This is a genomic window from Otoolea muris (assembly GCF_943193115.1).
Lineage (GTDB): Bacteria > Bacillota > Clostridia > Lachnospirales > Lachnospiraceae > Otoolea > Otoolea muris.
This window is the reverse complement of the sequence record NZ_CALPCY010000015.1, coordinates 1-25,816: the sequence shown is the minus strand read 5'-3', so window position 1 is coordinate 25,816 and position 25,816 is coordinate 1. Positions and strand designations below refer to the sequence as shown.

Below are 25,816 nucleotides of genomic sequence, written 5' to 3'. Positions count from 1 at the left end.
GGTTTCACTCTTTCCTGCCTGTTATCGATCGAATCTTCTGCACTATGCGGACACCCGCTGACGGACTGAGGGATAAAGGCAAAACAACTGTATATATACTGTTTATATTAATTATATACAGTATATATACAGTTGTCAACTGGTTTTATTATGGTATTTTATGGCTTTAACCCAAAAGCTGCGCCAGGAAATTACAACCGCCCCTCCTGATCCAGAAAGTCCAGAAACGCCTGGCACCCTTCCAGAATATCCTCATACGCCGTGTCAAAATCACCGCTGTACCATGGATCATCGATATTGCGCGGACTCGACGAAAAATCCAGCAGGCGGCACACCTTATGCATCGGATCCCCGCCCAGAATCCGCTTCATATTCAAAATATTCCGCTCTTCCATTCCTAACAGATAATCATATTTCTCATAATCAGCCCTCGTCACCTGCCTCGCGCGCTTTCCTCCGCACGAAATCCCATGCTCCTGCAGCTTACGCCTGGCCGATGGGTACACCGGATTGCCGATCTCCTCGGTGCTTGTCGCGGCCGAGGCGATGTAAAAATGATCCTCTATTCCCTTTTTGGTTACGGTATCCCGAAAAATGAACTCAGCCATGGGGGAACGGCAGATATTGCCGTGGCAAATAAATAATATTTTTATCATCTTGAATATATCCTTTCATAAGCCTTTAAACCTTGATATATCGGGCTTTTTGGCACTTTTCTTCAATTTTGTATTTTGCCCGAAACATACGCAATTCTTTATAATTCTACGCAAATTCACGGGCAAATGGTGTAGTAAGTGGTGTAGTAGATTGATGTATTTTCAACCTGATTTTCTCTTCTTTCCCTGCATATCGGTTTCTTTAAAGTCAATGATTTTCGCCATTTGCTCTGCCGCCCGGTCGAAACTTGCATGAGTGTAAACATTCAATGTAACACCTACATCAGAATGCCCCATTACATATTGCAGGTTTTTGATATCCATATCGGCATTTGCCATGTTTGTACAGAACGTATGACGGAACACATGGGGCGTGATATGGGGCAGCGGCTTATCCGGATGCAGCTTCTTGTATTTCTTCATAGCCCAGCGCATTTCATTTTCGATATGCAGCGCCACTTTAGGCTTATCGTCTTTATCCAGCAAAAGGAAACTGCTGTACCCGTCTACAATGATTTCTGTTTTCACTTTTTTGCGGCGGGCAAGGATATTGCTCAGACTTTGATAAACTTCTTCTGTCATGGGAATGTAACGGCAACCGCATTCTGTCTTGGTTTTTTCGACATAATACTTTCCGCCTCTCTCCCGGACAAGCTGGTGATCCACTCGGATTCTCCGGTTTTCAAAATCCAAATCTCTTTTTGTCAAACCGCAGAACTTGCTGACATGCATACCGGTTCCCAGCAACACAACAAATTCATCGTAATACTTCGCATAAGTTTTATCCCTCCGGATAAAATCCATCCAAAGCTCCTGCTGTTCCTCCGTCATGGCAATCCGCTTCTGTGAATTGTTAGGAACAACATCAACCAATTTGAAATCAAAGGGATTTCTGCGGATAATATCCTCATTGTATGCCATTTGAAAGGCTGGCTTGATAACGCCCCGGACGCTTGTAATGGTGCTGTATCCTTTCCCTTCGCCGTGAAGCTTCATAATCCACTTCTGGGCGTCTGATACTTTGATCTCCCTTATCTGACGATAACCGAAATCTTCTTTCTTGACCAAATTCAGCACAAAATTGTAACCGACTTTCGTGTTGTAGCGAACTCCCTGTTTCAGACTGATGTATCGCTCTAAAAGGTCTATTACGGTAATCTTTCCGGCAGCATAGTCAATTCCGTCGTCAAGCTGCTTTTGAATCGTCTTTTCTTTTTGCCGCAGCTCTTTCAAATCAGAGGAATAAATGGTCTGGCGCTTGCCACGGATATCAGTATAACGATATTGATAAATCAGGTCTTTTCTTTGGCTCTCTCCTGTCCGCAGGATTCTCCCTTTATTGTCTTTTCTCTTCTCGGACATTTTCAAACTCCTTTCCGTGATGGAAAGAGCCTTGATATGACTCATTCATTGTACCATATCAAAGCTGATTTTACACCACAAGTTTCATAAAAACCGCAAGAAATGAGATAACTGCTATTGTCAGATAGAATATTCCTGCTCGATATACTGATCGAACAAGCGGCGTTTGATTAACCGCTTATTGCCAACCCACAGGACAAACCGGCAGTTCTTCTCATTTGTAAGCTTGCGCAGTTAATTAATGCCAATTCCAGAATAAGCTGCCGCTTCTTCCAGACTTAGGTTACTCTTTTCCCAAATAGGAACTTCTTTCATTGGCTTTCGCCTCCCTCCATGAGTTTCTTTAACCGATGCATTTTCTGCTGTGCGGTCACTCTGCGGAAGTTCCCGCCTGTAAAGCAGACAGGTACGCACATTTCAAGCATCCTGTCATAAATGCGTGCGTGGGCTGTGTCCTGCGGGTGCTGCATCTGCTCCAGCGTGAGGTTTGTTGTCGTAATCAGTGGCTTATTACTGCGGTATCGGCTGTCTATCACGTTATAGACCTGCCCAAGACCGTATTCCGTACCCCTTTCCATTCCAAAATCGTCAAGGATAAGCAGAGGATAGGCGCACAGCCTTGTTATGTATTCATTCCTGCCTTCTGCACTGGTAAAGAGGTTATTCAGTATCATAGCAAAGTTTGTCATGCAGACGGGTATTTCCTGCTCCATAAGGGCATTAGCGATACAGCCTGCAAAATAGCTTTTTCCGGTACCAACATTTCCCCATAACAAGTAGCCGATATTTTCAGACTTCATTGTTTCCCAATACTCCACATAAAAATGCGCTTTCTCTATCTGTGGGCAATTACCGTTGTCATTCCCAAAAGTCCAGTGCCGCATAGCCGGATCAGTGAAGCCGTCCCGTTTCAGGCATTCAACCTCGTCACTGTGTTTTTTCTCTAATTCCTTTTTTTCCAACCTTTCACGTTCTGCCCGGCGACAGTCACATTCAGACGGGTGGCGGTCACGCCCGAATAAAGCTTTGCCCTGGGGAAAATAAGCTTCTTTGGGTTTATGGCATTTCCCACAGTACAGCAACCCGTCCTCCCCCCCTTATAATCCTCCGGTTTCTTTGTTGTGTCCATCATATCCAGAACCACGTTATCTAAAACATTGCTCATAAACTGTCCCCCTCACTATATGAATAATCAGATATCCCTTTCTTTGGCGCTGCCTTTCCAATATCCTCCTGCGCCCATTTGTAAATCGTGGCGGCATGGTTATGGTATTTCCGTCCACTTGAAGCGATATATGCGGATAAGTGGTCGATGTAATATTCCCATTTGTCAGGCAGTTCTGATTTCAGGCTCTCAAGCTCCGCATCAGAGAGAAAAACATTACAGAATTTCCCATAAGCAGTGTGGGTGGATGTTCCTTTCTCTCCCTCTTTTTCTAATTCTTTATCTATCTCTATCTCTTTCTCTACGCTACAAATCTGTTTCAAATTATTACAATCCATTTCAGCTGTGTTACATTGTAACAGCCTGCCCTCTGTGACATACTGTTTTTTCCGTTCCCTATGCGCCCTCACACGCATCGCTGAAGCTGTTTCCGTTCCGATAATTGACGGGACTTCCGTAAGCTGATACTCGTCATCATCACAGATTTCTATCAGACCATGCCGCCGTAAAAATGCAAGTGTCAGCTTTACGTTCTCTGCGTCCTCGTCAAGCGCAAGCGCAATCTCCGAAGCGAAGTTGTCCTCCGCTCCCTCAAAGTAAAGTTTCCCCTCGTCCTTTAGTAATAACAGCATCATTTTCAGGTAGATAATCGTATGTGTGTCACCGCCCGCTATGGATCGTAATTTCTTGATGCGCTTGTCTGAAAACCAGTCTGCTTTCAGCTTTAGCCAGTAATATCTCTTTGCCATAAATGCCTCCTTAAACGCACAAAAAGGACAGCACAGACCTTTCCCATAGATCTGTAACTGCCCTTTCGCTGTGTTAATGATAATAATTCAAAATCCCACGAAAACATCTGCAAACAATTGGGAAGAATTGCAGAATCATATATGGGATTATGTATTCAGTTTTTGATATACTTGTACTAAAGTTTCAGCTTATAAGCCCCATATTTTTGGAAAACACGTTCCAGGATTTTTTATCTTCTCCCTCCGTCTCATCATACATTTTTTGAGTTTTCTTGCTCGTATTATGTAAGTGTATTGTTGTACAGCTTATAACTGTCCATAATAAAAATTCCACCACCTGCTCCCTACTTTGTGTATATGGGATAACCATAGGCGAGGGTTAAAATGTCGTTGCATATCGTGCGAACGAAAACGCCAAATCCCTTGATGTAACGTGACCACTGACCCCAAGAATATTGACAATTTCCATTCTGCGGTCTGTGGCGATCATATACTTTCCTCCCTTCGTTTAGCCCCTTATAATAGTAAATGGTAAAGGTGCAAAATTCCTTCCTATTTCAAAACTTTTCAGAATTTTTTCAATCAGTATGGGCGGTAACGCCTGTATTGGTTTTGAAACAGTCTGCCTATGCATACTAAACCCGTTTGTATTCCATTTCTGAAATAGCAAGCACTGCCTATGGACGTCCATAGGCTAAAATAGCAAGCACTGTCTATGTCATAACATAGGTTCATTTTTTCAACTTTTTCCTGCCAGAATCTATTGGAAAATCTGCTTGCTTTTGGTTGCTAAGGGATATATTCCCCTAACCCCTTTTTGAAGAAAATACATGACTTTTTTATAAAAAAGACTGACATAAAAAATAGCAGTTCCCAGTTTGTCACCGGCGATCCGCTGAAATCATTATTTATAATTATTATGCCTTTGTTCCTCTGCCACCGTGTTTTCCTCTGGTTATAACGAAGAGTGCGATGCTGCTCACGGTTCCAACTGCACCAAGCGCACCATTTCTGATTTTTACCGCGCGTTCTCTCCTGCAGTTATCACAGATCTTATGCTTATTTGTACTCGAAAGCTCGCATCCGCACTTCTTACAATACATTATTTCACTATTATCAGCAACCTTATTCTTGGTCATCATTTTCACCTCCGTCATCTGTTGCTGTCAGCAAATCCCGCATCTGAAACTCTATCTGCCCTGAAGATATATCAAACGACGATATTCTTGTAGCTATATCTGAAAACTCATCTACAATCTCAATTCTTTTCTGTGAAGAATTTTCATTGAGCAGAAGCAATGTATCTCTCTTATTAAGACCATTGTCTTCAATAAATGTTTTGAACTCACTTAAACATTCGCGACACGGCTCATACTCCCCAAGCATTGCATAACCTTCGCATTCTATTTGAACAGCATTCGTTATATACACAAGGGCTTGGAAGGAATCAATAGCTTTTTGGCTGATATCTCTCTCACCCTTTGGGGATAGTATCAGCTGAAGATCGCTCTTATGAGAATGTTCAATAATATGACTTATATTCTGAGAGAAATTTCGCATAAGGGTTCTCTTCGCATCTGTCGCGCTGTTTACAACTCCTATTAAAGCAATTTCTCTCAGCTTTGCATCCTGTATCATCCGTGCCTGCTTCAATTTATCACGGGAACTTTCGGCCATAGCCAGCCGATCATTCTGTAGTTCAATATGTATCTCTCTAATGGCGTCTCCGACATACTCAATCTCATCTAATATCTGTGCCATAACAACATGCGTAGAGAGATTATTCAGCGACTGTGTCAGGTTTGGCGTAAGGGACATGTCTTCTAACCGGACTTGCTTTACAAAACCGTCAGCATCTCTGATTGTCGGAAGAATTTCTCCCTGTTTATCAATCGTAAAGCGGTATATTCCTTTATCGATCAAGTCTTTAACATAGCTATCCATTTTGGCAATCATCACATGCTTTTTATTTGCCATAGCCCCAATGACTTCAGCAATAGCCGGAAGCTTAACCTGTATCGTTTTCCAACTACCAAAATATTCGATAAGGGTTTTATTGTCCTCATAGGAAATCACACTCAGATCTCCCCTATTAGGTTTCCACTCCTCAATATCATATTCAAAGATTGGAACAATCTCGTATTTATCTTGTTCGCTAATGGGCCGTTCAGCATCTGCACTCTGGAAACCGCAATGAGGACACTTTGTCGCCCTATCAGAGATTTTAGTTCCACATTCTGGGCATAGAATCAAACTCATAATTCTGATACTCCTTAACGATAGTTACTTTCCTTGCAGAAACTCCGACATCTTGCCATATCCACTGATATAAGCACCCTTTTGAGCTCTTGTCAGTGCTACATATAGCAGACACTTTTCAGCAGTCATTGTTTCCTGCTCACTGACTGCATCCGTATGGTCAATTGCCGAAGCTAACGGAATAATCCGATTGTTGGCCGCCACAACAAACACATACTGGAACTCCAGTCCCTTAACCCTGTGCATCGTAGCAACACGGATTCCATCCAGCCCACGATCATCCGCCTTATTTCCCTTGATCTCATAACAGCGGATTCCGCTCGAAGTGAAATGAGCGATGTAATCATCCAGCAATTTGTGCGTCCTGGCGACAACACAGATATTTTTTGCGGACACACCGCCATCAATCAACCCTTTGACTTTTGCCAGGATTGCATCAAATTCCTCATTTGCGTTCGCTGTAGCAATTATCTCCGGAACTAATCCATGCGTAAGGGACTGACAACGGTCCCCAGTGTCGAATGAATCGTCAAGATCATCAAAGGATATTCCATTCAGTAAAGCAAATGCCGCCTTCCGAATCTCTTCCGTTGTTCTATAATTGATTCTCAGAACGCTGCTTCTTCCTCTGATATTGATTCCACACTTTGACAGAGCAGCCTTGTTTTTATAAATCCTCTGGTGCGCATCGCCGACTATAAAGATATCGTTCTCGTGCTCTTCACCGGCAATTGACCTGAGCAGATGAAATGCATTTGCGCTAAGATCCTGTCCCTCATCAACGATGACATGCTTATACCTCGTTTCTGAGGATATTTTTTCTATTAACAACCTGCACTCATACATAGCAGTGTTGATATCTCGGACCTGATTTTCCTTCATCAGATTCTGGTATGCTTCAAACACCTTCCAGATCTGCATTCTCTTCTTTCTATCCAGCCTGGTACCGCGTCCGGTTCTGCTTGCCTTTACATATTTCTCTAGCGAAAACGCCTCCTGTGCGACAACAACACGATTGTATTCTTCTTCATAGAAACTTACAGGGAATTCACCGGAAAAATCCGTTCCCAGCACCGCTTCTTCCCAGAGATTATCAGCCTTTTCTTCGTAGACAATCTCAGCTGGATATCCATGCTCACGAAGGAACTGAGATACCCACGCATCAAGATTGATCACATCAATTCTTCTGATCTCATCCAACGTACAAATCTTTCTCAGATTATCCTTGATATCAGAGGCCAGGTTTGCTGTATAAGTAGTAAAAAGGATTCTTTCTTTATCCTTCAACTCCGTTGCCAAATGCTTAGCTCTGTGCATTGCAACAACAGTTTTTCCGGTGCCTGCACCACCAAGTACTCTTGCAGAACCAGAATAGCTTTTATTAACAATTTTTCTCTGTGTCGGATGAAGGAATACTCTCCATTTTTCAAGTGGCTCTGCCATGACTCGGCGGAGTTCTTCTTCCCCTTCAACAACCACAAAGGATTTTAGCGATAACGGGCTTTCCAACGCATCCGCCAGGTTCTCTGTAGGTTCACTGCCCTCCTTCTCTTCTCGGAAGAGCTCAATTACCTCATCAACAGGGATGCCTTCAACAACCCATGAAAGCGCCTCAAATGTATCACCTGAGAAGCTGCTTTTCTTATCATAAAACTCCTGTGCATCTCCGATAGACCTCACAAATGGGATCTGCTCTTCCGGAACTCCAAGCTCAATTAGACCCTTATCCGTAAGTTCCGCAAACAGTACAACGTCCTGTGCTGCCGGTTCCACAACCGGTGTTGTCACAATATCAAATACCTGAATGGCTCCAGTCTTCGGATTGATCTCACATTTTTTATTCCTCGCCCAATCATAGGCCTCATCATGATGATCGACCCAGAGAAGCAGATAAACGCCCGTCTCAGGCTGTCTTACGGTGATTCCACGGTAGGTATCATCAATCCGTACAGACCAGATTTTTTTGTCCATTCCGCCATTAATTTTTTCATAGTTGATTCCCGGAGACTGTGGATTATTACGGAACTTATTGATGAACTCTGTAACCTTCCCCTGAATCTGCCTCGGCAACGCTGCAAATGCCGTAAGAAAATCTGCGGATATTGCTACCTTTGCTGCTACCTCCATCTATCACACCTCCTTGAACGTATCATCTATCTCATCCGATACGGTAAATATTTTCCAACCTGAAGCTTTGGCCTTTTCAATATTTGCAGCTTGATCTTCGGTCATAAATCCAATTTTACTCTTAGTCCATGCCAGCTCAATTTCAGCGATGACTTCTCCGGATGCATCCGCGAGCTCATACCCCGCCTCTTCAGGTGCAGGAATACCACGCATTTTACATTCATCAGCAATACTCTTACTGATATCATCAAACAACATGGATTTTATTTCATCCCAGACTTCCACGGATATTTCAGACGGTACAACATCTTCTGCTGAGGTTTCCACCTTGCCATTAGGCAACGCTGAATATGTCTGATTATCGAGTCCCGTATAGCATACAGCGATAAACTGATCATCAAACTGCATCACATTAGAGAACTGCCAAAAGCCATTCCACTCCTGTTCATACTTGTCCGTTCTGGAATCTTTACGGTCATCCAGCACAGCACAAACCGAAACAGATGCATTTCTGTCAGATTTCATCTTCGCTGCCAGAATTCCGGCATACATGTAAAGATGTGTATTATCACTCCGTGGAATCCACGTACCAAAGAATGTCCCCGGCTGCACGAAATCATCCCCTGTATAATGAGTCTGCCCGTTCACCTTTCCGGTAATGTCATTCCAATTGATGAAATCAATAGTACTTGCCGCCTTTGCCGGTTCCAGAAGGGATAGAGATATACCATGTGCATGCGCCGCAAACAACTTATCAGATCCATCCATTTCCAGATATCTCATCAGCAATTCCATAGCAGACATCTTGTTTGGCCTTAAAGCATCCGCTTTGGCTGCACTGATCGTAGGCTGATACATCTTTGCACCGGATGGCATCTTCTCGTAGGTCAATGTCGGCGTGAAATAATCTCCCTGCTGGGTAAACACAGACTGTACATCTCTCCAGCTGAGACTCCATACACGATACCTTCCGCTTCTTCGGATTGCTTCCCTCTTTAATGTGTCATCTGCGACTTTATCCTTATGATAGATAAAGCCATCTGTAAAGATTGCGACCGGAAGCTTATCTGATTTCCCAACAGGACTAATAATGAAATCCGGCTTACAAGTAACCTTGACACCCTGAGTAGCATCAAGCAATACCTGAGGTTCAATCTCCCAAGTCTGATCATTGATCTTTAGTATGTATCCTTCCTTGCCGGAAATGAGCGACTTGGAAATATCCACCTTGCGGTTCTCATTTCCCATTTGAGCAAGAGCTTCTACAAAACGCCGCTCCAGTTCACTGTCAAACAAAGAGTTGACGGGAACGTTGGCTAGTTTCCCTATATTTGTCAGATTGTCTTTCCCGCTCAGAATAGATCTGAGAATCTGGATTGCTGTTCTTCGAGAAATGTTGCCAATATTCTGACTCTGCCTATATGCATACAAGCAATGATAGCAACCATCTTTCTGCGGATCTTCCTTGCAGGAACACTGTTCCAGTTTCTGAAGCGCACGTTCGAAGATATCGATGAGCGAATTCTTTTCATTCATCAATTGCTTCAAGTATCCCGTACCGCCAGGAACAGAATCATATATTACAAGATACTGCTTCCGGTAATCAGCATCCGGAATCGGTACTTCGCTAACTGTTGCCCGCAAGTGATCCACATTACCAAAGTATTCCTTCATACCAAGCATAAAAGTAGCTGTGAACGACTCTGTTCGTACATTAGAAGAATCCATTGTTGTGGCCGGAATCAAGATACGCAGCGCCTCTGTTGCAAACTCGCGGTAAAGGAATAAGCACTCTTCAAATGGATCATTGCTGAATGCAGGCATCTTCCTGGTCTTACAATAGAAAGTGTGTACTTCTTTTCCGTGATCTGGCTGAATCTTTCCGCAGTACTTACAGAGCTTGAAGCCCTTTCTGACATCTTCAACACCAGACACAGAAAGCTTCTCGCCCACGATATCGCTTTCACCGAAATTGATTTCTCTAAGAGTAGCTTTCTTTACAAACTCATATCCAAACGCAAACTCTTCATTGTCCATCTGGTAAGCACTTGAAATATCATGATCTTCGTCTACATCTACAAGCAACTGCTTGCAGTAGAATACATTTGACCGGTCATCGCTCTCATCAGAAATAAGGCTCTTGGTATAATCCATATTGGAATAGACCATCTGCACCTTCAACATATTGCGGACCTGTCCAGAATCCGCCCATGCAGGACTTCCGCACTGCGGACAGCATGCAGTATTCTTTCCTGCCTCTTCAATCTGTGCATGAGAGCAGTTTGGACACAATCTCCACTTGGCCGACTGGGAGCTGGTCAGATCAATCTGGTCTATTGTCAGCTTTCTACCGTCAACATAAAAACTGTTATTCGGTGCAAATTCGCTGATAGCTGCAGAAGCACTGCGGCTATATTCATAAACAGACTTTCTATATTTTTTCTTTGTTTCACCCTCTCCGGCATCTGCCTCATCCTTACGATATAGGACAGCTTTCAGAATGATTCCGGCCTCCGGGAAGGCATAGTTCGGAAGCAGACCTTCATCAGACAGGAAATTGAACACATCTTTCTTGTTCAGTTCCTTTAACACGTTGATGAGAGCTGCCTGCTCTGCCTTCAGTTCCTTTATCTCATCCTCATAGGAAGAATCTTTCGGCTTGCTTTCCAGATCCTTCACCATGTCTTTCAGTTGCTTTATACTTGCTGACAAAGAATCTCTCTGCTTTTTCATCGCCTCAAAAGCTTCAAGAATGCTCATATGCATCGGACTCTTTTTGAGACGGTCACCCTGGGCAAATTCTTTCAGTTCCTGCTTTGCTGTATCATCCAGGTATTGAACAAACAGCTGGATGAACGAATTCAGCAGATGTGTAAGATTATTCTGCACGTAGCTGAGGAAATTAAACGGGAACATATCCATCGGATGGTTCTCTAATTTCCCAAGGATTATACCGATATTTTTAGGGATAGACTGTTCCGGTACTCCGCGTTTCACCCAGGAATCCATGCAGTAGGCAACAAACTGACGTTCCAAAACGGCTGAAGCCTTCAGGAAAATCTTCGGTGGCTGCACATTGCCTTCCATCATATCCAGTGGATCCGCATAGAAGTACAGATCATGAGGTCTCGCAGCTGCAACAGCCAACGTCAATGCATTTCCATCTTTACGCCCTGCACGTCCGGTACGCTGCAGGAATTGTGCCTGAGCCGGAGGCATGCTGCAAAGAATGACTGTAGAGAGGTCACCGATATCGATACCCATCTCAAGCGTAGGTGTACAAGACAGAACATTCGGATCCCAGACCTTCTGTCCGTCCTTACTCCGCTTGAAGTCTACCTCCAGCGCTTCTCTGTCATCACGTTCCAGCAGGCCGGTGTGCTCCTTAGCATTTATTCTGGCGATATCACCGGATGTGAATAGTTTTCCGTAATAATCCAGTTCATTGCTCCCTTCTGCTTCAAAAGAACCATTGCATACGCTTCTCATGCAAGGAGCACCTTCCCATAAATCCTTATTCTCTTCAGAAACAGCATAACCGATTCCACAGGTGTCGCACTTAAGCTGAATCACCTTGTCCGTGATGTATACACGGTCCTTATCCAATCCATAGACAACATAGTCCGAAGCCACCTGAATCGTTACCACCAGACCAGACTTCACCAGCTCCTCCAGAATAATCTGGCTGATCATTGTAAAAGTCGATGGCTCAATTATGAATTCATCACAGCATGATGAAATCCAGTCTGTATATTTTCTCTCTGCCACAGTATCGAAATTGAAATTCCGTTTTCCCGTAGGATTATTCTGCTTAAAAATGAATCGCGGCGTATTTCTTCCGGACTGCCTTCCGGGCATCCAGCTCACTCGATCATTGGAGAGTAGATATGTATTCCCGTTTTCTTTCAAAAATAGATAGAAGGTATCATCATCAAAGGCGCCGTTCTGCCGCATGATATTTATATAGCCAGCAACCATCTGCTCATATCGCTTCGCAGATGTGTTCGGCAGTGATCCGATCTCATTGGTCACACGCTCATATACATTACTGGCAACCTCCAGAAGTTCTTCTTCCTTGAATGACAGGCAGGAACAGCCGGACTTCTCCAATGTACGTCCAATACGGCTTGTAAGACCGTATTCTAGCATGATCTCATAGGAGACCCTTTTATCTATATCACACATCAGCTTTTTGGCAAGTGCATCCTTACCAAGCTTACGATTCTGGATCATTTCCTCATAAGCACGCATCCACATCATATTCGGTGCAATGAAAAGGCTGACAAAACTTTCATCGTCTATCTGAGCATGCCAATAATCGATGAACCCCTTTGTAAAATGAGCAAGTGACTTCCCTACACCACCGTTTTCTACATAGCGCTGCAGTGCACTTCTAAAGCCAAATCTCCATGTTCTGGCATTAAAGAATCCGGCACGATGTGCAGCATCCTGGACATTATCTGAGAAAGCCAGTGTCTTCTTGTCATCGTTGAACTTTGATGCAAACAGCTGTGAAATGCTCGTGCTAATCTCCGTTGCACTCCGAAGACCCATCAAGGAAATACCGCGCTTTGATCCGCAGAACGGGCACACAAACTGCTTATGATTCTTAGAACCAGTGGTCTTGATTGGATTCGGAATCAGGACTTTAACCGTATCAGCGCCACAATTATCGCAAGAAGCAGATGCATCTTCCCCAATCTTTACCTGTAGACATTCTGGGCATAGCTGCGCTTCAATGAACCCCCACGGATGATCACTCTCCTTATGAGGGAACATCATTACAATCTTTTCATCAGCCTTAAAATACAGGTTATAGAATGCTTCCAAACTTGTTATGGTTGCATTCATGCGTTCACTTAGTATCGACGTCCATCCGGTGGCTCCGCAATCACGGCAGTTGACCACAGGCAGGTATTGCTTTGCCTGCTGCTTATTCAGATCATGAGCTATCGAGTACGTAACCATTTTCGGTGACACCCTTGCCACCAAGCGGCGCAGTTCTCTCATCCAAAGCTGAACCTGGACATTTAAGAAAGGTCGCAGACTTTCTGCCGATCCAGTTCTGGCATAGGAAATAAGCGCCAGAAGTGCATTTACTGCCTCTGCCGGATCTTCCATTTCTTTTAATGCCGGGTAATTGACACTCAGTTCATCAACAATGGCTGAAACCTGATAATAATTCCCTTTTATGAAAGAAATCATCGCCTGCATAAAGCTGTGGTGCATCAGCTGCTCACCTAAGGCAATCTTTCCCTCCGGTGATGAAATATCGATATCCGGAAGATTCATCCACGCCTTTACAGCTTCCGTAATATAGGCTTCTTCATCATCCTGCTGAGTCAGCGTAATGAGTTTCTTAATCTGCTCATTTTCCGGAATTATAAAATCCGTGATATCAGAATCCGCAAAGAACTCTGATGGCGACAGTCTATCCTCTGTGATTACTGCATTGTCTTCAAATGGTTCTCCGAAAATCTCAGATGCATACTCCAGGATTCTCTTTCCATTGTCCTTGGAGCCCATCGTTGCAGATGTTCCGATGCAACAAAGATAGCCCGTCGGTGTCCAGAGACGCGATTTCAGACGCCGAAGCAAACATGCCAGATCTGTACCCTGCGCACCGTCAAAAGTATGTAATTCATCGACAGCAATATATTTCAGCGTATCCGGTGCATTATCCTTCCAAAGACCGGCATCCTTCGGACGAACCAATAGATAATCAAGCATCTTGTAGTTTGTCATCAGAATATCTGGCGGCGTATTAAGCAATGTCTCATGATCCGTGATGACATTATCTTCGCTCATCATGCGGCTCGGTGTATGCTCACGACCACCAACATACATACCAACAGTCACATTTCCTCGAAGCTCCGGACTTTTATGAATAAGGTCTGCTATACGTCTGGCCTGATCTGTTGCCAGCGCGTTCATCGGGTAAATAATGAGCGCTTTAATACCATTCTCACCTCGGTGTTGATAACAGTATTCCAGAATAGGATACAGGAAGCACTCTGTCTTACCAGAGCCGGTGCCTGTTGCAATCAAGGTGGATTGTCCATCGTCACCGGTCAGTCTCTGAAAAGCCGTATCCTGATGAACATACGGGAGGTATGCAGGACGGATTGCCTCAAAGTAGTCTGGCATTTGCTCTGCCACCCGGAAAGGAAGGCGCACAGACACATAAGGTTCGTGATAAACAGAGTCCTTTGTATCTAGCATATTTCTAACGGAACCTCTAAAAGGCTCATTCGTCATCGGGAATGTAGTCTCTATATAATCCCCAATGCCTTTTTCCAATTGCTTGGCAAGTATGGATGGTAACATACTGTATAGCCTCCTTTATCTTGTGTTACTGCTCGAAATTCTTATATTTCTCCTTGAAGAATTTCCATGCAGTCTCATAATCCTGTTCACGATCACAACGATCAAACGGAGCGACGTATTCAATCGTTCTTTCTACAGGGCCACCAGGCATGGTATCGTCTGAAATGGTGCGAGTAAAAACATATCCTGCTGGAGCATTCTTCATAACATAATCCCATGAGACAGTACCATGTTGAGTAGGAGTGACGACATTAGCTTTCTCAAATTCTGTTCGGGAAAATCCAACGCCATTAAGACTGCGGTTGTTAGTAAAAGCTATTCGTCCATTTGCGTCATACCAAGTGTCCGCCTCATAGCTTTGTAACACAGGGAATTGAAGGCGGTAGATAGTTATGAGCTGTTCTAGGGTTATGTCTAGAGCCATTGCTGTCAAAACATCAATTTCTACCAATGCCTGCCGGCGTTCATAATCGGTACGGAGAGGAGTGCCCCAGGCCCACTCGGAGGTTAAAGTTGTAAACTTTTCAGGACGGAGACGTGGATCGGACTTAGACCATGTCCCATCCTGATATTTTTCAGCCCAACACATATGCCAGTAATCAGCATATGCTTTTGTTAAACAATTTAACATTAAGGCCCTCACTGTAATATTCCAATTTTTCTCTGCATTAAGCAGTGGAAATATTGAAATTGTACTCAAATATATATCTGACTTCCCTGTGCATTTGATAAAGAAATCATACGGTATGCTTGCTTCACATCCAGCAAGAGTTGCCATGTCCACACTGTTTTTTAGCGATAGTGAAAAAACAGTGTTGACATGTGCTATCGCCCTCGGGGCGATAGCACATGTCAACGTCCTTTCACCACCTTGATTCAACATTCTTCTCGAAAGTAATCTGTATGTATTCAAATAATTTTCCCCCCATCCAGTGACAGGGGCACAATTCCCATAATTCTCTCTATCTATCCGTGGACCATAATTACATCTCTGTAAATATGTCTCTGGCAAATTTGTTAAATCGATATTATCAAAATCGCTATTCTTCACACATATTCTCCGCGATGTCTTAAACAACGGATTAGCAACATTTGTATGAGGCCCAGAATAAATCATGTCATATTGACTTTCTGGAAAGTGGACATTTCTATAAATAGTCCCATCCTTTTGCGCACCTGTTTCATGCCACATTTCACTTGCGAAGACATCATCCATAATACTTCCTAAAGTCATTTCATGCTTTGCAAACTGCTCAAGGACACTTACAAATTGGCATACATGAAGCACTGGCATTTTTGCCGATTTCCAATTATTACTAAGATCAAATAGTTTTGCAAACAGCATCAATTCTTTTTTTGTCACATGTATGATACGACTTGGATGGCCTGTGGTGTTCCATTCACCATTCTCATCTTTGATACCCGGAATCGGTGCAGAAGGATTGCTTTCATAGCACTCTTCGATGCTTTTCGCCTCGTAAAGATTACAGATGGTATCGAAAGAGGCCATCTGTGGATCACCGTACACATTCAAACTAAATTGTGTATGGTGATGCACTTCGGGAAATAGTTTTCGCTCATTCGCAAACATAAAATGTTTGCGAAGTCTCGCATACAATTTTTCCCGAAGTGCCCCACCCCTTGGATCGTCATAGACGCCCTCGGGGTGCAAGAATGCGGCTACACCACATTCGTTGTTAAACATCCATGCCTGAGGCAAAAAACATTTGTATAGATTAACGGCACCTAAAATATCTGGATAATTCTGCATTGCACCTAAAAAACTCTTTTGGCCAGATATAGCTTCATATTCGAAAAAATACAATTCCCGAGTCAAGTCATTTGCAAGTGCTTCACCCCGATGATGTGTGGTCTGGGTAGCAGTCAGTTTCTTCACAGCAAACATAGGATTCCTGTCAGACAGAATGCCTTGCTCATTCCACTCAACTTTTATCCATGGTGGATTCCCGATAATCAGGTCAAATCCTCCTCTCTCTGCAAAGAGGTCTGCAAATTCTAATTCCCAATGCATAAAGCGATTCTGTTCTGCAATCTCATACACTAAATTTAACCTTGGATTTTCCTTACGTAGATGCGGAATATCTACAATAGAACCAGAACCATACGTTGCAACGATATCCAGTGCAATCTGTTCCATCTCTGTTGGAAACAGGGAATATTGTCCATCTTTCGCAGTCTGGCTAACCTGGACGGATCCCATTGTCCCTTCCAGAATTAAGGACATATCAAAAAGAAATTCACTTCTGCTTGGCAGTAAGTCAGCTTTATCAATCGGCCAGAACCAGAGCGCACACCAATAATCCATAGCAAACTTCAGTCTCGCATATGGACCGGCGTTTCTCATATGTTCAGATTTATACAGTTCACTCAGGATTTGATCCTTCTGTCTGATCGTTGTATGAGAATCCGCAGCATCATCCTCATATCCATAAACAGACAGGGAATCCTGGGTTTTAGCCTCCACCTCTTTCCTGAGATTGATCTGTGCTTCCCATAATTCATCAATAGCAGTAGACAGACGGAGCAACGTTACCAAATCATCCTCACTGTATGGCTCTGTGAATTTCTTACTCCACTTCGCCATTGCTTTGATTTTATCCGGCTCCAGCGATTTGATGACTTTATCAGAATAGCTGCACATGCCAGGATCTCCCAACAGGAAATGATATACCTGCTTTCGCGGCATGCGTTTTGTTCCAAGCGGCACTCTGTCCGGTGCATTCTCATACCAACGGAGTCCCTTTGATGTAGTACTGAGGGATTCCACACGGTACACTTGTCTTCTTGCTCCGATCAGCGAGTTGCCGTTGATCAGTTGCGTTCCAAACCACGGCACAAAGCCGCCTTCATAGATCGTATTCAGCCAGAGTGATACTTCCGCCAGTTCTACAGCAACAGGATTCAGGTCGATGCCATAGACGTTCCTGTCCGCCATATACATCTTGACCTTCTGCAGTTCTTTCAACCGGTCATTTGCAGGGATCATCTCCCCACGCTCTTTCTGTTTTTTATCCAGATACGCTTCCGCAAGCTGTGTGATGGCTTCATTCAAGAATGCTGCGGATCCCATTGCCGGCTCACAGATGGTCAGATGTAGGATTTCATCTGCAGTCTTTCCTTCCAGCAGTTCTTTCAGCGCATACTTGACCAGGCATTTCGTCAGAACTTCCGGTGTATAATAAGAGGCAGACTTTTCCCTTTCTCTGCCGGCCAAACGATAAATAAAAGTCCCCTTCTCGTATTTGCGGAGCTGACCCTTCTTATGCTTCCCATCCGGATCATTCTTCTCATAACGAACGCGCTCATCTTCGGTATACTGATCCAATTCATCTTCAGTAACGAAGTATCCAACGTCCAGTTCATTAAAACTGTCTCCAGCACGCTTTACTTCAAAAAGCGTCGTCTCAGCGATAAATCCACGATAAGAAAGCAGGGCCTCATACACGGATCCCATCTGGTTGATTCCCAGATTCGCATAAGAAATACGCCCACGCCTGTCATTCCGCCGCCCAGTCTCACGTGTAAGGCTCATAAGGTCTATAATCCGAAGCATGCAGGAATTGCGAAGCTTCGACTTTGTAATCATCTTTGTATAATCAGGATCAAAGATATGTGCCTTAAGTGGTGCAATTACGAACATATCGTGCAGGCTCTCTTCCTGAGAATACTTCAACAGATCTTCCTCAGTCTCCGGATATCCGCTATAAATCAGGTTGTACAGTTTGGAAAGTGTCTCATGAAGGAAATACCCATCTCCAACCTCAGTCACGTCATCTCGGATATCATCAGCAATGTCTCGAAGATTATCCAAAGAGTATCCAGACTTATATGTCAGATTCTGGATCGGTGCATACCCAAGTTCCGGTCTTGCCTCAATAAAGAGCACAAAAAGCATACGGTACATATACCGCAGGCATTCTAAGGTCAGGTCGCCGGCATCTACCGGATCTGTTTCCAGATTCCTCCCCTGACGAGTAACCATATCGTAAAGTACTTCGTTTCCAAGAATCTCTATGCTTTCACGGAGTGCATACTTCAGATCCTGTGATACCCCTGCAGCATGCTTCTGAGAATTAGCATCCAGTTCGTCCAGGAGTGCTGTTCCGTCTTCAGGGCACAAACTATTTCTATGCAGAAGAACTGCCATCGCCTGCAGTGTGGATTCTTCGTGACGACTGAATATATCCTCAAGTTCAAATTGCAGATATCTCTTCTCATTCCACTTATTTCGGTCGATGAGCGCAATCTGGTTCATGTCAATCAACAGAATAAAGCGTGGAGGCTCTGCCTGACCAAACAGGATCTTTGTAATGAGATCCTCATTCGGAATATCGGTAAGAATATTGGCCGGTACTGAATACAGCCCTTCTTCTGCTACTTCATCTGCAGCAAAACAAAACTTGTCCAGAATGGCAGCTTCTTTATCATCAGAGGTTGCAAGCAGAATCCATAAGGCCGGTGCTCCATTCGCCTTGGTAAGTTCCAGATATACCGGTGCCTTAAGCGTATCATCAATCTCTATCCATTCCGGCTTCGCTTCCGGATATCCCAGAGCTCTTAAGTACATATCAGCAAGCGAGCGAATATTAGCCAAAGTCTGGGTATCGAACTTGGAACGAAGGAAACGATCATGAGCCGGGTAATACTGCCGCGCCACATCGCGCAGGAGCGCCCATGGTGTCCTGATCTGTTCACTCTCCTTCGCCCCTGCTCTCCATGCAGAGATCGTCTCAGAAGCATTCTCTTCAAAGATTGATGAGAAATAATGATTTGTGTAATATTCGTTTTGGTTGGTAATTCCGGTTAAATCCATGCTCATCTTGTTACCCCCTTTATTACCGCCATAATCCGAATATAGGGATTATTCTGTATCGACATGGTGTCTGTAACCCAAGTTGTAAACTTATCAAACAGTTCATCTACCATACGTTCCTGCTCGCTTTTCTTTCTTTCACTTTCAAACAAGGACAGCTGATAGTATTTATGACGTGTCTCCAGTTCAGCCAGCTTGTCTAATTCTTCATCCAAGAGCGGATTGATATGGCTTTGATAGCTCTGATAGTACCCATCCAGGTATTCCTTTGCATGTTCAACAACATCCGGCAGTAATCCTTCTGCTGCAGTCACATCAGCCTCTGTTAGGCTTGCACTGTTCGGGATTTTTGTGCTTCGGAATCCGGTATGCGCAAGCAGTTCGTTCATGCTCAGGCTCTTTACAAATTTGCCATTCTCATATTGGAGCCCAAACCATTCATCTACCAGCGGAGTGGAACGCTTGTTAGGAATGCTTCCCGTAACGATGAAAATGGTCTCTTCCGGTTTCATCTTATCTGGAATGCCAACAAACGGAGCTTCTCCACGTCCATACAGCAGACCACCCTTATCGTTTACCCAAGTAAAGAGCGGATGCTGCTTCCAAAGATACTGAACCTTTGGCCAGGCTGTTTCTGCCATGTTATTCTGCATGCTTCTCTTCATTTCTCCCATGCAGAATTCCTTATCATCTGACAGTCTTAAATAATCACCCTGGGGCATAGCTTCATCCGGAAGAAGAGCCATAAGGCGTTTTCTCATATCTGGTGTCACTGTCACTTCCATACCAGAAACGAACTGAAGTTTTTCTACTGGATGGCTTTCAGACTGGTTCAGATAGCTCATAGCTAAATAAAGATAATTGGTATCTGAAAACAGTGTCTCATCATTTTTGACTTTTACCGGTTCACTTGTATCAGCAGAAGCAGCCATCAACGCCTCAAATGGATCAAACTCTGCTTCCCCACTGTCAAGAGTCTCCGAAAATGCATCAGCATCAGATCCATTCTCAATCGCATCCGATACCACCAGTTCTTCGTCTTCAATAGAGAACTTACCGAGCAGCAGCGCCGGATCCCCAATATTCTTAAGTGCCTGTTCTTCCTTAGTAATCAGGATCTCAATAATCCTCATATCACCTTTGATCCGCGGATTATTGCTTTCAATCATCATATAGCGAATATTCGGACGTTTCTGCTGCCCATAACGGTCGATACGTCCGTTTCTCTGCTGGAACACCATAAGCGACCACGGGATATCAAAATGAATCATCCTGTGACTGAGATAATGCAGGTTAAGCCCCTCTGATGCGACATCAGATGCAACAAGTACTCTAACCGGAGCTTCCTCACGTCCAAAATTCTCAACGATCGTCTGCTGCTCCGCATCACTCATCGCCCCGGAAATCTCCTGGATTGCATTTGCTGGCAGCTTCAGATCCTCCCGAAGTCTTGCAGCCAGATATTTCATGGTTTCAATTCGCTCTGTAAAGATAACCACACGATCATCTGTCGCTCCGGTCCAACCGTATTCTTTATCTTTCAACAGAGAAAGGAGCTGCTGATATCTCGAAAAATCAGCAGGAGTAATATTCTCCAATGCCCTCTTCAGTTCTTCCAGCGCACGGATGTCCTTGATTTCATTATCTGTATACTTCTTACGAAGCTTGTTAAGTCTTGCATCAATACTCTTGATGCATGCTGCCGGACTGGAAAAGAGCGACTTTTCCAGACTGGTTTTAAAAAGTTGTCCCTGAGCCTTGGTTTTGCTCAAGTCCATTTGCAGCTGCATCTCAGCGAAGATATCAAAAGCAATTTCTTCCTTGCCCGAAGCTTTGCAACGCTGTAATTCAATTCTTCTTTCTAGGAACGAACCGCTGACCTGATCCTTCACGTCCTTTTTGAAACGACGCACACACAAGCCTTTGATATCATCCTTGGTGTAATCATCCGGATTCGCTATAGCTGTAGGATCCAGCATATTCATCAATGATGCAAAACTCTTGGCACGTCCATCATGAGGAGTCGCTGAAAGCATAATCATAGTATCTGAACGATCTGCAAGCAGTTTGGCTAATCTTGATCGCTGTGCCTGATGATTGCCACGCTCTGCAACATTCTGAGCCTCATCAATTACAATGATATCCCAGTACGCCTTCTCCAAGTGCGTTCTATATTCGATATCTCTCTTCAGCGTATCAATAGACACGATTGTCTTATCGTAATAGCTGAACGGATTATAATTTGATGGTAGCTTTGTTCTTATATCATGAATCTTCTTTGAGTCCAGACGCACCAACGGTATCGTGAAGCGATTCCACATTTCTTTCTGGAACTGTGTCATCATACTCTTGACCGTAACGACCAGAATCCGCCTGCCCTTTCCTCTGGCAATCAGTTCGCTCATCAGGATACCGGCTTCCAATGTTTTACCAAGGCCGACAGTATCTGCGATCAGGATGCGCTGCCGCGGTCTGCGAAGCGAAATCTGAGTAGGCTCAAGCTGATAAGGCATTAAGTCCATAGCCGCCTTATCTCCGATATGTAAATCCGTATCTGTTGGGATCTGCTGCCTCCACTGACTTTCCAGATACAGCTGCGTCCTTCGGAAAAAGGATGACCCATCAATGACAAGCTTTACATCCTTTGGATCCACCACAGCAATCTCTTCCAGATCAGTCAGAAAAACTGCCTCTTTGTCCTTTACCAGCGGCGATACACCTACACAGTACAGGGCATTATTCCCCATGTTGTTCTTTTCGACCTTCTTGACCATCCATTCCTCATCTCGAATGATGGTTCTCATCCCCGGTGCGTAATCTACCATAACAATTTATCCTTTCAATCTTCCGCGCTTTTGGGGAAAAATCAGCCTTTTCTTCTACTGGAACCATCTCCATGATGTCAGAAAAATCGCATTCCAAAGCATTGGAGATCTTCACCAAAACATCTGTCGTGATATTGGCATTCTTGCCAAGCTTCGCCAGTGAAGCTGTACTGATTTCACTTTCCTCCTTCGGTTTTGTACGATTCCACTCATATAGTTTTTAATGTTCTATTAGCACTTGATTAAGGTAACAACACTTTATTTTATAATCCACTTTCCCTTTTGACTGCTTCCTTCTCTTTCGATCACCCCAGACAAACGCATTTTCCGCATATGATATTTAATCGTATCATGCTTTTCCCCAAGCATTTCTGCAATCTGGCTTTGGGACAATGCCGGATTATCCTTAATGACTTTTATAATCCGCATAGGAATCGAATTCTCAATATACTGAAAACCAACTTGGGTAGTACTTTGGGTAACAGCTTGGGTAGTATCTTGGGTAGTGTCAGTCATCAGACTTCTAAACGTCACCATAATGTCCTCTTTTTTAACCGCATACTCTGGCATGGGATTCCCGGCCTGCGTGCAGCTGTCCTTAATTTTCTCAATTCCCCGTCCCCATGCTTCGATAAACCCCGCACGAAAGAAAGTATTCGCAATGAGTGGATTATATGGTCTTGAACGGTGACTTCCCATCAAATCATCAACCGTCCAATCATCAGGAAACACACAATCGTTTGCAATTATGATTTTATCCGCATAAACCTTGATTTGAATCGGTATCAATTTTCCATAGAATTTGTGCGCAATGGCATTAAAAACAGCTTCTCTAATCGCCTCCTTTGGAAAAGGATAAGTTTCTACCCTTGTAACTCCCTGATAAGAGATTTCTGCTTTCAGGTATTTGGTAAAAATCAAATCCACAACTCTATCAGCCTGTGAAATCAGTGACCCATGTATTTCATCCTGGTACCGCAATTCTGAATCTGTTTCAAAATAGCCAATTTTTACATAAGAACCTGGTATCCATTTCTCCGGATTATGATGAAATAGTAAAATCGCCGCCCGCTTGAGCATACCATGGTCAAGCAGATTTAAACTATCCAGCAATTGCTCATTGGAAGAATCGACATCTTTTTTGTCCATTCTTTTGCTAAGAACGGCCTGTTCACGAAAAATATCAAAACTATCATTCCGCAAATCCCTTACTGCAACATCCTGTATGGGAACACTATCCCAGGTAATGCCAGTCTTTTTTAAGAGGAACTGATTCAATGCCTGTCCTTTAAGCAACTGCTTTGTGCTTCCGCTCCGATAATGATATTCTCCCCTGTAATTCACAGGATAGGTATTGGGGCTGACACAAATTTCAATGTATTCTTTTTCATCTTCAGCTAACAAGTTCACATCTACGATGATTCCCAAAATATCCCTTACTTTGTTGGGAATATCTTCCATAAGTTTCTTACTGTCTTGAATGCCAATGACAGTACCATCATCATTTGTACCGATATAAATCTTTCCGCCCTGCGCATTGGCAAATCCACATATCCATTTGAGATATTCATCCCGCCATGATTCTTTCCATTCAATATTCTGACTCTCTGCCATGAAAGCACCTCCAAGTCAAATTGGGTAGACAACATCTACCCAATTCATATCATAACAAAATCTTCTACAAAATACTATATCCTCATAAAATCTATTTTAATTTTCTGATTGTCATTTCAAGGCTCTTTCAAAAATGGTGTAGTAGTGGTGTAGTAAATACCTTATTGAAGCGTGAAATCATTGATTCTACAGGCTTTTTCGGAACATTTCAAGATATTGCCGTGGCAGACGAAAAGTATCTTAATCATAATAAAAATTCCTCCTGAAATGTATTGATTTGCTGTGTTTTGGCACGTTTTGCGAGATTTATTTTTTAAGTGTAACTGATAAAAAATCACAGAATGAGCCAAACGGGGCAGAATGTGGCAAGTTGAAGCCATGAAACGTAGTAAAAATTAGGGGTTTTTACTACTATGATATTTTAGCATAAATCTTGCCGCTTGTGATATAAATCATTAACTACCCATCCTCTGTTTCTTCCTCATCAATTGGTTTCTGCAATATCGCATACTCACAAACAATATGTACAAATTCATTAAAAAAATTTGTATATCCAAGATGTTCTTTTCCAAAAGAATATCGAAATCTTCAAATAGTCTTGAAATGTTCGTAAGGTTAAATTTCAGCGTTTCATCATCCTGATGTGCTTGTTCACAAATTATTTCTGTCAAAGCATTTTTATGGCAACCGGGCATTTGCTCAAAAAGGCATTTAAGATTATGAATGCATTCATATGAACCCATTTCCTTAAATATCAGAAATTTAAGAGCTAATTCTACTGCCAGCGCCCCATTTACAACAAGCGGCGATGTGAGCGTTGGAATGCCTTCGCGCCGTTTTATATAATCATCAATAGCTTCTATATTTTTATCTTTATTTTCACTAAGTGTAGGTAATTTTTCGCATTCTTCCAGTTGCTTAAAGAAATAATAAAAGCTTTCTCATTCAAGCACCATTCGTTTGATTGTCAGTGAGTTATCACTATTTCTACATTGTTCAAGGTGTTCACAGACAGCACATTTAGGTTTGGGAGTGAACGGAACACCGGTAAATACACGTTTTGAAGACATTATACACACCTCTCGAATTGCCTTTCATCAAATCCTAATCTCTCTTCCTTATACTAAAATTCACGAATAATGCTTCATCTTAATATTCTTTGATACAAAGTAATCAGCTCGATATACAAAATCAGGATACTTTGGATGTGCAGTTCCTTTGGGCCTATCTATTATGATTTAAGAATTATCTGACAATTAGTCTGACATTCTCCAAAAATCTTCATTACCATCGTTCATTGATTCTCCTCCAATGCAAAAATCGGATTTCTGCCATACGCTGCGCGTTCACTCCCGCCCAATTCCTGCTCTGTAATCCGCTTTCCAATATTCCAATAGGTAAGCGGCATTGCCTTACCGGAGGGGACAGACTTTACAAAAATCCTTTAGCCGTGACAGTCATATTCATATCCGAATCTCCCCCCTCATTTTATTTGCGGGCTGCCAGCCGTATCAGAGGGCCGTTTCCCTCTTAATAAATAACAGCATGTACGATCTTTTGGAATTGCAATATATTTTGATTTGCAGTCAGCCAGCAGCCTTTCCTCTTTTATCAGCCGATACTGCCAGTTTTCCATATGGGCAGGCTTTTTAAAGTCATCGATGATTTCATCATAGCTTTTAGCAATCAGTTGAATAACTAATTTTTTAAAATACTCCTTAAAATCTTTCAGGCCAATGAAATACTCAATTTCCCTGAATGAAGGAAATAATTTCCGTTTATCTGCTTCCCCGGCATACCAATATGAACACCAATAATTATAATACTCAAACTTCCCACACCGATTGGTGTGCTGAACCTTGAAAAATCAATACTTTAGTCCATAAAAAAGGCACAAA

General features: G+C 43.2%; 11 protein-coding genes and 1 pseudogene. All 12 read right to left on the bottom strand.

From position 1 onward, the window contains the following. Positions 1-191: 191 nt before the first annotated feature. A complete protein-coding gene (locus NFS31_RS10960) occupies positions 192-656 on the bottom strand; it encodes a low molecular weight protein-tyrosine-phosphatase (protein WP_251494803.1) in 465 nt (154 codons plus the stop codon). A 162-nt stretch (positions 657-818) separates the two neighbouring features. Then, positions 819-2,018, bottom strand: coding sequence for a tyrosine-type recombinase/integrase (locus NFS31_RS10955; protein ID WP_251494800.1), 1,200 nt, complete (start codon positions 2,016-2,018; stop codon positions 819-821). 311 nt (positions 2,019-2,329) lie between these two features. Beyond that, a pseudogene (locus NFS31_RS10945) lies at positions 2,330-3,183 on the bottom strand (ATP-binding protein). Beyond that, positions 3,180-3,932, bottom strand: coding sequence for a phage replisome organizer N-terminal domain-containing protein (locus NFS31_RS10940; protein ID WP_251494797.1), 753 nt, complete (start codon positions 3,930-3,932; stop codon positions 3,180-3,182). Before NFS31_RS10940 ends, NFS31_RS10945 begins: the two are co-directional and overlap by 4 nt. A gap of 917 nt (positions 3,933-4,849) precedes the next feature. Beyond that, the gene (locus NFS31_RS10935) at positions 4,850-5,074 is read right to left on the bottom strand and encodes a hypothetical protein (RefSeq protein WP_251494794.1); all 225 of its coding nucleotides are present in this window, start codon (positions 5,072-5,074) and stop codon (positions 4,850-4,852) included. Then, positions 5,058-6,191: a zinc ribbon domain-containing protein gene (locus tag NFS31_RS10930; protein ID WP_251494791.1), complete on the bottom strand. Its 1,134-nt coding sequence runs from the start codon at positions 6,189-6,191 to the stop codon at positions 5,058-5,060. The genes NFS31_RS10935 and NFS31_RS10930 overlap by 17 nt, the downstream gene beginning before the upstream one ends. Before the next feature lie 24 nt (positions 6,192-6,215). Next, positions 6,216-8,318 carry a UvrD-helicase domain-containing protein gene (locus tag NFS31_RS10925; protein WP_251494788.1) on the bottom strand — a complete coding sequence of 701 codons (2,103 nt, stop codon included), beginning with the start codon at positions 8,316-8,318 and terminating at the stop codon, positions 6,216-6,218. A gap of 3 nt (positions 8,319-8,321) precedes the next feature. Next, complete coding sequence (locus NFS31_RS10920; RefSeq protein ID WP_251494764.1) at positions 8,322-14,645, bottom strand: DEAD/DEAH box helicase; 6,324 nt, start codon at positions 14,643-14,645, stop codon at positions 8,322-8,324. A gap of 25 nt (positions 14,646-14,670) precedes the next feature. Beyond that, positions 14,671-19,485: an Eco57I restriction-modification methylase domain-containing protein gene (locus NFS31_RS10915; protein ID WP_251494762.1), complete on the bottom strand. Its 4,815-nt coding sequence runs from the start codon at positions 19,483-19,485 to the stop codon at positions 14,671-14,673. Next, complete coding sequence (locus NFS31_RS10910) at positions 19,482-22,304, bottom strand: DEAD/DEAH box helicase (RefSeq protein WP_251494760.1); 2,823 nt, start codon at positions 22,302-22,304, stop codon at positions 19,482-19,484. Before NFS31_RS10910 ends, NFS31_RS10915 begins: the two co-directional genes overlap by 4 nt. Continuing rightward, a complete protein-coding gene (locus NFS31_RS28470) occupies positions 22,261-22,479 on the bottom strand; it encodes a helix-turn-helix transcriptional regulator (protein ID WP_331482595.1) in 219 nt (72 codons plus the stop codon). The genes NFS31_RS10910 and NFS31_RS28470 overlap by 44 nt, the downstream gene beginning before the upstream one ends. A gap of 83 nt (positions 22,480-22,562) precedes the next feature. Next, entirely contained in the window at positions 22,563-23,918 is a 1,356-nt protein-coding gene (locus NFS31_RS10900) for an ATP-binding protein (RefSeq protein ID WP_251494759.1), read from the bottom strand. Positions 23,919-25,816: the final 1,898 nt, after the last annotated feature.

What these genes read in the sequence shown, in the direction of transcription:
- NFS31_RS10955 (WP_251494800.1), bottom strand. Translation starts at nt 2,018, where the DNA reads ATGTCCGAGAAGAGAAAAGACAATAAAGGGAGAATCCTGCGGACAGGA.
- NFS31_RS10920 (WP_251494764.1), bottom strand. Translation starts at nt 14,645, where the DNA reads ATGTTACCATCCATACTTGCCAAGCAATTGGAAAAAGGCATTGGGGAT.
- NFS31_RS10960 (WP_251494803.1), bottom strand. Translation starts at nt 656, where the DNA reads ATGATAAAAATATTATTTATTTGCCACGGCAATATCTGCCGTTCCCCC.
- NFS31_RS10900 (WP_251494759.1), bottom strand. Translation starts at nt 23,918, where the DNA reads ATGGCAGAGAGTCAGAATATTGAATGGAAAGAATCATGGCGGGATGAA.
- NFS31_RS10930 (WP_251494791.1), bottom strand. Translation starts at nt 6,191, where the DNA reads ATGAGTTTGATTCTATGCCCAGAATGTGGAACTAAAATCTCTGATAGG.
- NFS31_RS10915 (WP_251494762.1), bottom strand. Translation starts at nt 19,485, where the DNA reads ATGAGCATGGATTTAACCGGAATTACCAACCAAAACGAATATTACACA.
- NFS31_RS10910 (WP_251494760.1), bottom strand. Translation starts at nt 22,304, where the DNA reads ATGGTAGATTACGCACCGGGGATGAGAACCATCATTCGAGATGAGGAA.
- NFS31_RS10925 (WP_251494788.1), bottom strand. Translation starts at nt 8,318, where the DNA reads ATGGAGGTAGCAGCAAAGGTAGCAATATCCGCAGATTTTCTTACGGCA.
- NFS31_RS10935 (WP_251494794.1), bottom strand. Translation starts at nt 5,074, where the DNA reads ATGATGACCAAGAATAAGGTTGCTGATAATAGTGAAATAATGTATTGT.
- NFS31_RS10940 (WP_251494797.1), bottom strand. Translation starts at nt 3,932, where the DNA reads ATGGCAAAGAGATATTACTGGCTAAAGCTGAAAGCAGACTGGTTTTCA.